This window comes from Moorena sp. SIO1F2, assembly GCF_010672755.1.
Lineage (GTDB): Bacteria > Cyanobacteriota > Cyanobacteriia > Cyanobacteriales > Coleofasciculaceae > Moorena.
In genome coordinates this window covers 1-8651 of record NZ_JAAHFV010000281.1, presented here as the reverse complement: position 1 = coordinate 8651, position 8651 = coordinate 1, and the positions used below count along the sequence as shown (strand labels likewise).

General features: G+C 46.3%; 7 protein-coding genes. 4 read left to right on the top strand and 3 right to left on the bottom strand.

Features of this window, described 5'->3' with window-relative positions; genetic code table 11:
* The first annotated feature begins 523 nt into the window (after positions 1 to 523).
* Complete coding sequence (locus F6J94_RS25320) at positions 524 to 1381, top strand: DUF4231 domain-containing protein (RefSeq protein ID WP_293045205.1); 858 nt, start codon at positions 524 to 526, stop codon at positions 1379 to 1381.
* 103 nt (positions 1382 to 1484) lie between these two features.
* Positions 1485 to 1613 (top strand): hypothetical protein, encoded by a 129-nt coding sequence (locus F6J94_RS25315; RefSeq protein WP_293045203.1) that lies wholly within the window; start codon positions 1485 to 1487, stop codon positions 1611 to 1613.
* Here F6J94_RS25315 and F6J94_RS25310 read toward each other — a convergent pair.
* Both F6J94_RS25310 and F6J94_RS25305 read right to left on the bottom strand, forming a co-directional pair.
* A complete protein-coding gene (locus F6J94_RS25310; protein ID WP_293045201.1) occupies positions 1593 to 2669 on the bottom strand; it encodes an ABC transporter ATP-binding protein in 1077 nt (358 codons plus the stop codon). The genes F6J94_RS25315 and F6J94_RS25310 overlap by 21 nt on opposite strands.
* Positions 2670 to 2859: 190 nt before the next feature.
* On the bottom strand, positions 2860 to 3129 hold the full coding sequence (locus tag F6J94_RS25305; protein ID WP_293021268.1) for an Asr1405/Asl0597 family protein: 270 nt from the start codon (positions 3127 to 3129) through the stop codon (positions 2860 to 2862).
* A 544-nt stretch (positions 3130 to 3673) separates the two neighbouring features.
* Here F6J94_RS25305 and F6J94_RS25300 point away from each other — a divergent pair.
* Together F6J94_RS25300 and F6J94_RS25295 are read left to right on the top strand one after the other, a co-directional pair.
* Positions 3674 to 3823: a hypothetical protein gene (locus tag F6J94_RS25300; protein WP_293045199.1), complete on the top strand. Its 150-nt coding sequence runs from the start codon at positions 3674 to 3676 to the stop codon at positions 3821 to 3823.
* Between the two features lie 161 nt (positions 3824 to 3984).
* Positions 3985 to 8421 carry a HEAT repeat domain-containing protein gene (locus F6J94_RS25295; protein ID WP_293045197.1) on the top strand — a complete coding sequence of 1479 codons (4437 nt, stop codon included), beginning with the start codon at positions 3985 to 3987 and terminating at the stop codon, positions 8419 to 8421.
* Here the strand turns inward: F6J94_RS25295 and F6J94_RS25290 are convergent.
* Positions 8403 to 8525, bottom strand: coding sequence for a hypothetical protein (locus tag F6J94_RS25290; protein ID WP_293045195.1), 123 nt, complete (start codon positions 8523 to 8525; stop codon positions 8403 to 8405). The two genes, F6J94_RS25295 and F6J94_RS25290, sit on opposite strands and share 19 nt — an antisense overlap.
* Positions 8526 to 8651: the final 126 nt, after the last annotated feature.

Here is an 8651-nt window from a genome sequence, read left to right as displayed (position 1 = left end):
TCGGGAGTCGGGAATCGGGAGTCGGGAATCGGGAGTCGGGAATCGGAACCCACCCCTAACCCCTCCCAGGAGGGGAAGAGCGGGAAATGGGGAGAATTATCCCGGAAACTATTGTGTATTTTGATACATATTTTGAGGAATTTATACGTAATCAAAGTACCTACTCGCCCCTTTGTAAAAAACCTACCCTTATGAGGGGGAGTGTGGGGAGTAAGGGGAGTGTGGCGGGAGTCGCACCTAAATAATGTTGGGTAATGTTGGGTAGTGGCGTGGCAAGCTTAAAATAGTGCAATAGCAAAATGGCTGGCGTTGGGTCAGTCAAGTAATGAATAGGAAATTAGTGGGCATCCTGCCCGCAAGGGCAAGATCAAGGAACGGGCAAGATGCCCATTCTACAAAAGTACCTAACAGCAATTGCAAACTGCTGTATCCTTGAATATTCTACCAATCAGCAATGCCGACTTGCTAGAATTGTCTCTAGTCAAGCCTGTCCATTAACTGCATTAATAATTATATAAAAAAAATGACTAATTTTGAAGCAGCTCCTCAAATTGAAGCAATTCCAGATAATAAAATTCCTAAGACAATAGATAAAATCTCTTCTTCATCAATTTCAAAACCTTCAGTTTTAATAACTATCGGTTATTCTTTATTCCTGGCTGCTGGGGTTGGGGTCGGAATTGCCTCTATTTTTATCTCACACCGTCAAATTTTGGAAATCGTTAGCGCTGCTTGTTTTGCGGTTTTTATATTTCTTTTCCTAATTAATCAACAATTGTGGCAAGACTATAAAGAAGCTACTCATCAGTCGCAACTGATCAAAAAATATAAACTGTGTAGTGGGCTGTGGTGCGGTAATAATTCCACAGAGAATAATCCCATAACTCTAGCGATAGAAAAAGCATTAACCTATAGCCAGGAGTTGATTGACGATTATAAAAAGACCCGCAGGACCTCCCGAAATGCTTACTATGTTGCCCAAATGTTAACCATTATTTTATCTGGAATAACACCAATTTTAGTCTTGCTAGACAAATTAGAAACTGGTTCTTCATTACTAAAGTGGCTCCCGGTAATATTTCCAGCGATTGCTTCTATTGTTGCTAGTGTCTCTACTTCCTTTCCGTTTCAAGAAAATTGGATTGCTGCCAACACTACTGTTGAATTGTTAGAAGCGGAACAGGAAAAATTTGTCTTGGGAGTCACTCAACCTTATCGCTTTTCTGATTCATCCGATGGCGCGCGACGTCAACAACAATCACAAAAAGCCATAGAACATTATATTGTTCAGGTGAATAAGATTCATCTCAAGCAAGTCCAATCCTCTAATGAAAATGAGGCAGGGTCTAATAGAAATGAATCAGTGGAGCAGAATACATGATTAACTCAATCTGTTGAAGGTTGAAGGTTGTTTAAGGTTGAAGGTTTAAGGTTGAAGGTTTAAGGTTGACAGGTTTAAGGTTGACAGGTTGAAGGTTGATAGGTTGACAGGACAATTTTATGCACTCTTACCCCTGCTCCCTGCTCCCTGCTCCCTGCTCCCTACTCCCTACTCCCTACTCCCTATTCCCTATTCCCTATTCCCTTTTCCCTCAGGCAAAAATCGGTACTGATGGATCAGCTACAGACAGTCGCACCCGCTTTCCTACCGGTAGTTGAGTGCTTAGGTTGGTGCGAGCGTGGAGTTTTTTGCCGGAAGCGGTTTGTAAACAGTAGCGGTATTCACGACCTAGGAAATGTCGGTCTTGAATCACTACGGTGGAGTCATCGTCAGGGTTGAGAAGAACATTTTCTTCCCGAAGCATCAGCTCCCCTTCCTCCAGCTGATCGAGTTTAGTATTAAGTATGGCATCATTGACTCTGATGGCAAAGGAGCCTACTTCTGTTTCCCATAGGTCTCCTCTGCGTTGGGCTGGTAAAAAGTTGGCTTGGGTGACGAATTCTGCTACAAAGCGAGAGCTGGGATTGGTATAGATTTCTTCTGGTGTCCCCAATTGCTCTAATCGACCAGAACGCATGACTCCCACTTGGTCGGAAATAGACAAGGCTTCTTCTTGGTCATGGGTGACAAAAATAGCAGAGGTTCCGGTTTCTTTGAGAATAGCTCGCACTTCCTGACGCAACCGCAGACGCACTTGGACATCGAGATTGCTCAGGGGTTCATCCAATAGAATTAATTTAGGTCGGGGGGCTAAGGCACGGGCTAGGGCAACTCGCTGCTGCTGACCACCAGAGAGTTCGTGGGGGTAACGTTTGCCCATGCCAGCTAATCCGACTAATGCGATCGCATCTTCCGTATTATTCTTGACCGAGACACCACTCTTCTGTTTCCGATTCTGCTTAAGCCCAAACGCCACATTCTCTGCTACGCTCAGATGAGGAAATAGAGCATAGTCTTGAAAGACCATACCAGTATTGCGCTGTTCTGGTGGTAACCAATACCCTGGCCCAGTCACTTTCCGTCCTGCCAATACCACTAGTCCGGCTTGGGGTCGCTCAAACCCAGCTACAATCCGCAGTAAAGTCGTTTTGCCACAGCCAGATGGCCCCACTAATCCCAGTAAATCCCCTTCATGGAGGGTAAACGACACATTCCCCACTGCTGGCTCAGTGGTTTGCTCAAAGTGTTTAGTAATCCCTTCTAAATGTAGAATTGCTGGTTTTGTCATGAATGGATCTTAAAGGTATTCTTTTAAGGTTGGCAGGTTGGCAGGTTGGGAGGTTGAAGGTTGGGAGGTTGAAGGTTTGTTGGTTGAAGGTTGAAGGTTGAAGGTTGAGTAGACCTGCAGGATCAGTAGTTTAATCTGAGTTATGGAAAGCTGACGGCTGACCGCTGAGGGCTGAATGCTTACCTACTACTTAAAGTTTCTCCTTGCGCCTTTTGCTAGGAAGCCGCCAGCAATCATCGAGCCAGGATATTAACTCTTGGCGCGGAAGGGTTAGCTGTCTGAGGATACTCCAAATTTGAATCAAAGCCGTGACATTATCGATTTCAGCTTTCAAGGGCTGGTCAGTCTTACAGTGACAGGGAATCTCTAGCTCTTGCAAGCGCCGATAGACTTGCCATCGCTCTCCCCACTTGATCTCAATCACTTGACTGGCCTCTGATTCAGATATAGATGGATCCATAATCAATAATGCTATAGTTTTTTGTTAAAAGCTGGAACCAAGCTGCCTCGGTTAAGGGAAGATTTGAGCAGCCAGGGATTAGTTATTGCTAATACTCCTAGACTAGTTTAGTCTATCTAGGGGTCAAATGCAAAGCTTTCTCAACTAATTTACAAAAAAAATATTATCCTAACAGTTGCCAGTCGGAGAATAGCACTGGAAGACCGGGAAATGGGGTGATCAGGAGATGGAAATATCTAGGGCAAGGGGTATAAGCACTTATAGATAATTTTGTCAACTATAATTGCAACTACAATCACAATCACACCAGCCGATGTAGGGTGGGCAGTGCAGCAGAGCAATCAGTACAGCTCCCGATCCCATAGCAAAGCACTGCCCACCAACTGCCCGCCCCAACATATATTGAAACTGGCTTGATGCCAGTTCCACCAACTCAGCCGATGTAGGGTGGGCAGTGCAGCAGACCAATCAGCTCAGCTCCCGATCCCATAGCAAGGCACTGCCCACCAACTGCCCGCCCCAACATAATATTGAAACTGGCTTGATGCCAGTTCCACCAAGCCCATTCCACAGCAAGTCAGCAGATGTAGATGTAGGGTGGGCAGTGCAGCAGACCAATCAGCTCAGCTCCCGATCCCATAGCAAAGCACTGCCCACCAACTGCCCGCCCCAACATATATTGAAACTGGCTTGATGCCAGTTCCACCAACTCAGCCGATGTAGGGTGGGCAGTGCAGCAGACCAATCAGCTCAGCTCCCGATCCCATAGCAAAGCACTGCCCACCAACTCAGCTGCCCAGCTAGAATAAATCACAAGGGTGCCATATAATTCAACCTTCATAATTCATCCTTAACATGGTCAATTGGGATCCCTATCTAGCATCAATCCGTAACAGCTACGCCCAATGGTGGCAAGTTTATACCCTCACTGATGTCGAAGGCCGCAAGCCCAAGCAGCAGCAACGAACCCCTATGCTGTTTAATGGCCTAATGGTGCAAACCATCAAGTCGGAGCAGCCACAACGAGACGAAAATCGGGAAGAATACGAAAATCCGGAAGAAATTGAGCGCTTGCCTGTGCTAGACGGATTGCGCAAGTATGCTGCTGACCATGTCTTACTGGTGGGACGTCCGGGTTCCGGCAAATCCACCACCTTAGTGCGATTGTTAGGGGATGAGGGAATACAAGGGAAAATTCCGGTGCTGGTGGAACTGCGATATTACCAGACATCGGTGCTGGAGTTAGTGCGGAATTTTCTGAAACGTCATGGTGTACTGCTCAACTCCACCGAAATCGAAAGACTATTGTTTGAGGGAGAATTCTGGTTACTGATCGATGGGGTGAACGAGCTACCCTCAGAAGCAGCGCGTGTGGATTTGACTCAGTTTCGGAAGGATTACCAGAAGCGTACTCCCATGATTTTCACCACTAGGGATTTAGGAGTAGGTGGTGACTTGGGGATTCAGAAGAAGTTGGAAATGCAACCCTTGAGTGTAGAGCAAATGTCGGAGTTTGTCCGAAAGTATTTGCCACAACAGGGGGAGCAGATGCTTCAGCAGTTGGGCGATCGCTTACGGGAGTTTGGCCAAACCCCTCTACTATTGATGATGCTGTGTGCCCTGTTTCAGGATAAGGGAGAGATCCCGTCGAATCTGGGGTTAGTCTTTCGCTCATTTACCCAGTTCTATTCTGATAACATCAAGCAAGATGTTAAGGTTTCCGAGGAATCAAGAGGATTTTGGACTGACTTGCTGCAAGAGTTAGGGTTTGTGATGACAGCAGGGGATAAGCCCAAAGAGATTACTGTTGCTATTCCCAAGACAAAAGCCGAGGAAATTTTAACTAACTATCTACGTCAGAGTGGTTGTATCGATCCTAAAGTTCGCGCTAGGACTTGGCTAAAGGACTTACTCAACCATCACTTGATTCAACAATCAGGAGATTTGATTGAGTTTCGACACCAACTAATCCAAGAATACTATACAGCGGAATATTTATTGAAGCAATTACCACGTCTTAGTGATCAGGAGTTGCAACAGAACTATCTCAATTATTTGAAATGGACAGAACCTCTGGTGCTGATGCTGCAATTGGTAGATGATCAAGCCCAAGCCCAGCAGGTGGTCAGCTTAGGGTTAGTAGTGGATTGGCAACTGGGAGCGAGGTTAGCAGGAGCAGTAAAACCGGAGTTTCAGGAGCAGACTGTTGGGTTGGTGGCTGGGTTAAAGGTTCCCACCTTAGTTAAGGTTGAACTGTTGGGAATAACTGGATCAGAAAAAGCGATACCTGAGCTAAGGAAATACCTCGATGATCACAACTCATATATACGTAATATGGCGGCAGAAGTTCTGGAAAAAATCGGGACAGAAGCCACCATCGACCCCTTAATTAAATTGCTGGATGATGACCACTATTTGGTGCGTATTCGTGCGGCAGATGCTCTGGGAAAAATCGGGACAGAAGCCACCATCGACCCCTTAACTAAATTGCTGGATGATGACCACTATTTGGTGCGTATTCGTGCGGCAGATGCTCTGGGAAAAATCGGGACAGAAGCCACCATCGACCCCTTAATTAGCCTGGATTATCACAACTATTATGTGCGTATTCGTGCGGCAGATGCTCTGGGAAAAATCGGGACAGAAGCCAAGATTGATACGTTAATTAAATTGCTGGATTATCAGGACTCAAATCTGCGTATTAGGGCGGCAGAAGCTCTGGGAAAAATCGGGAAAGAAGCCACCATCTACCCCTTAATTAAATTGCTGGATTATCCCGAATATTGGGTGCGTAAAAGTGCGGCAGAAGCTCTGGCTAAAATTGGCACAGAAGCGGCGATTAACCCCTTAATTAAATACCTAGATGATCCCCACTCATATGTGCGAATTATGGCGGCAGATGCTCTGGGAAAAATTGCCACAGAAGCGGGGATTGATCCCTTAATTAAATGCCTGGATGATCCCCACTCATATGTGCGAATTATGGCGGCAAATGCTCTGGGAAAAATTGGGACAGAAGCCACGATTTACGGGTTAATTAAATGCCTGGATGATTCCGAATCAGATATGCGTAGAATTGCGGCATATGCTCTGGGAGAAATCGGGACAGAAGCCACCATATACCCCTTAATTAAATTGCTGGATGACAACGACTCTGATGTGCGTAAAATTGTGGCAGATGCTCTAGGAAAAATCGGGACAGAAGTGGTGATTGACCCCTTAATTAAATTGCTGGATGATCACAACTATTATGTGCGTAGTAGGGCGGCAGATGCTCTGGGAGAAATCGGGACAGAAGCCGCCATCGACCCCTTAATTAAATTGCTGGATGACAACGACTCTGATGTGCGTAGTAGTGGGGCAGATGCTCTGGGAGAAATCGGGACAGAAGCCACCATCGACCCCTTAATTAAATTGCTGGATGATTACCGCTCATCTGTGCGTAGTAGGGCGGCAGATGCTCTGGGAGAAATCGGGACAGAAGCCACCATCGACCCCTTAATTAAATTGCTGGATGATTACCGCTCATCTGTGCGTAGTAGTGCGGCATCTGCTCTGGGAAAAATCGGGAAAGAAGCCACTATAGACCCCTTAATTAAATTGCTGGATGACAACGACTCTGATGTGCGGAGGAGTGCGGCAGAAGCTCTGGGAAAAATCGGGACAGAAGCCACCATCGACCCCTTAATTAAATTGCTGGATGATCCCGACTCTGATTTGCGTATTCGTGTGGCAGATGCTCTGGGAAAAATCGGGACAGAAGCCACCATCGACCCCTTAATTAAATTGCTGGATGATGACGACTCTGATTTGCGTATTCGTGTGGCAGATGCTCTGGGAAAAATTGGCACAGAAGCCACCATCGACCCCTTAATTAAATTGCTGGATGATGACGACTATAGTGTGCGTATTCATGCGGCAGAAGCTCTGGAAAAAATCGGGACAGAAGCCACCATCGACCCCTTAATTAAATTGCTGGATGATGACGACTATAGGGTGCGTATTCGTGCGGCAAAAGCTCTGGGAAAAATCGGGACAGAAGTGGCGATTGACCCCTTAATTAAATTGCTGTATGATGACGACTATTCTGTGTGTAGGAGTGCGGCAGATGCTCTGGGAGAAATCGGGAAAGAAACCACTATTCCTAAACTGATTAATCTCCTAAACAAGGAAGAATCGGCAGCAACTAATGATAAAGATATTTTTTCTGAAACCATCAACACCCTTAACACTATTCAAGAGCGCTACCAAATCTACAACCCAACCTATCGTCCCAAACCGACTCAAACCATGTACATCCTCCACCTCTCAGACCTCCACATCACCACCCCTGAGCAAGCTACCCTTTGGTCAAACCAACTCGCCCAAGACCTAATCCAAGACCTTCAAATCCCTCACCTTGATGCTCTTATCCTCTCCGGTGATATCGCCAATTATTCCACTCCAGACGAATACCAGGCAGCACAACAGTTTCTCGACAACCTCCGCCAAGACTTTTCCCTAGACTCGAAGCAAATTGTTCTAGTTCCTGGTAACCATGACCTCAATTGGGAACTAGCAAAGCGGGGTTATCAGTTATTGGATCTCGAAGACTACGATGGTGAACTCAAAGAGGGTCACTACATCAAAGGTGAAGATGTGATTCGAGTCCGAGATGAAGCCAAATACCAACAACGGTTTGCCCACTTCAGCCAATTCTATCAAGCTATCAAAGCTCAACCCTATCCCCTCGACTATGACCAGCAAGCCATTATCGACTATTTCCCAGAGCAAAACTTGCTGATCCTAGGACTAAACTCCGCTTGGGAACTGGATCGCTACTTCAGAGACCGTGCTAGTATCCACTCCGGTGCTCTGAGCAACGCCCTGACCGAAATTCGCCGTAACCCAGACTACGGCAACTGCCTGAAAATTGCGGTTTGGCACCATGCCCTGAATAGTGCTGGAAGCGATAGGATTACCGACCAAGGATTCATGGAACAACTCGCCCAAGCTGGATTCCGCTTCTTCCTCCACGGACACATTCACAAAGCCGAAACCAGTCTTTTCCGTTACGACCTCAGCCCAAGTGGGCGCAAACTCGACCAAATTGGTGCTGGCACCTTTGGCGCACCCACCAAAGAACTCATACCCGGTTATCCTTGGCAATATAATCTACTGAAAATTGAGGATAATCAACTGACTGTCTACACTCGCCGTCGGGAAGAAATTAATGGTGCTTGGAAACCTGATTCACGGTGGACTCAGGGTCCAGGAGTTGGTGCTTTGGATTATTATTCTATTGAGTTGTAGGGAGTAGGGAGTCGGGAGTAGGGAGTCGGGAGTAGGGAGTAGGGAGTAGGGAGTAGGGAGTAGGGAGCAGGGAGTAGGTAGTAGGGAGTAGGGAGTAGGGACAAGGTATTATGCGCTTTTTTGACTATACCTCTATAGCGGTTTTTATCCTACCGGCTTCCCTAAAATCTTTACCTTTCTCCCTGTTCTTTCTTCCCCTTTCTCTGTTCATTTTTACTATTTCTCTAAAA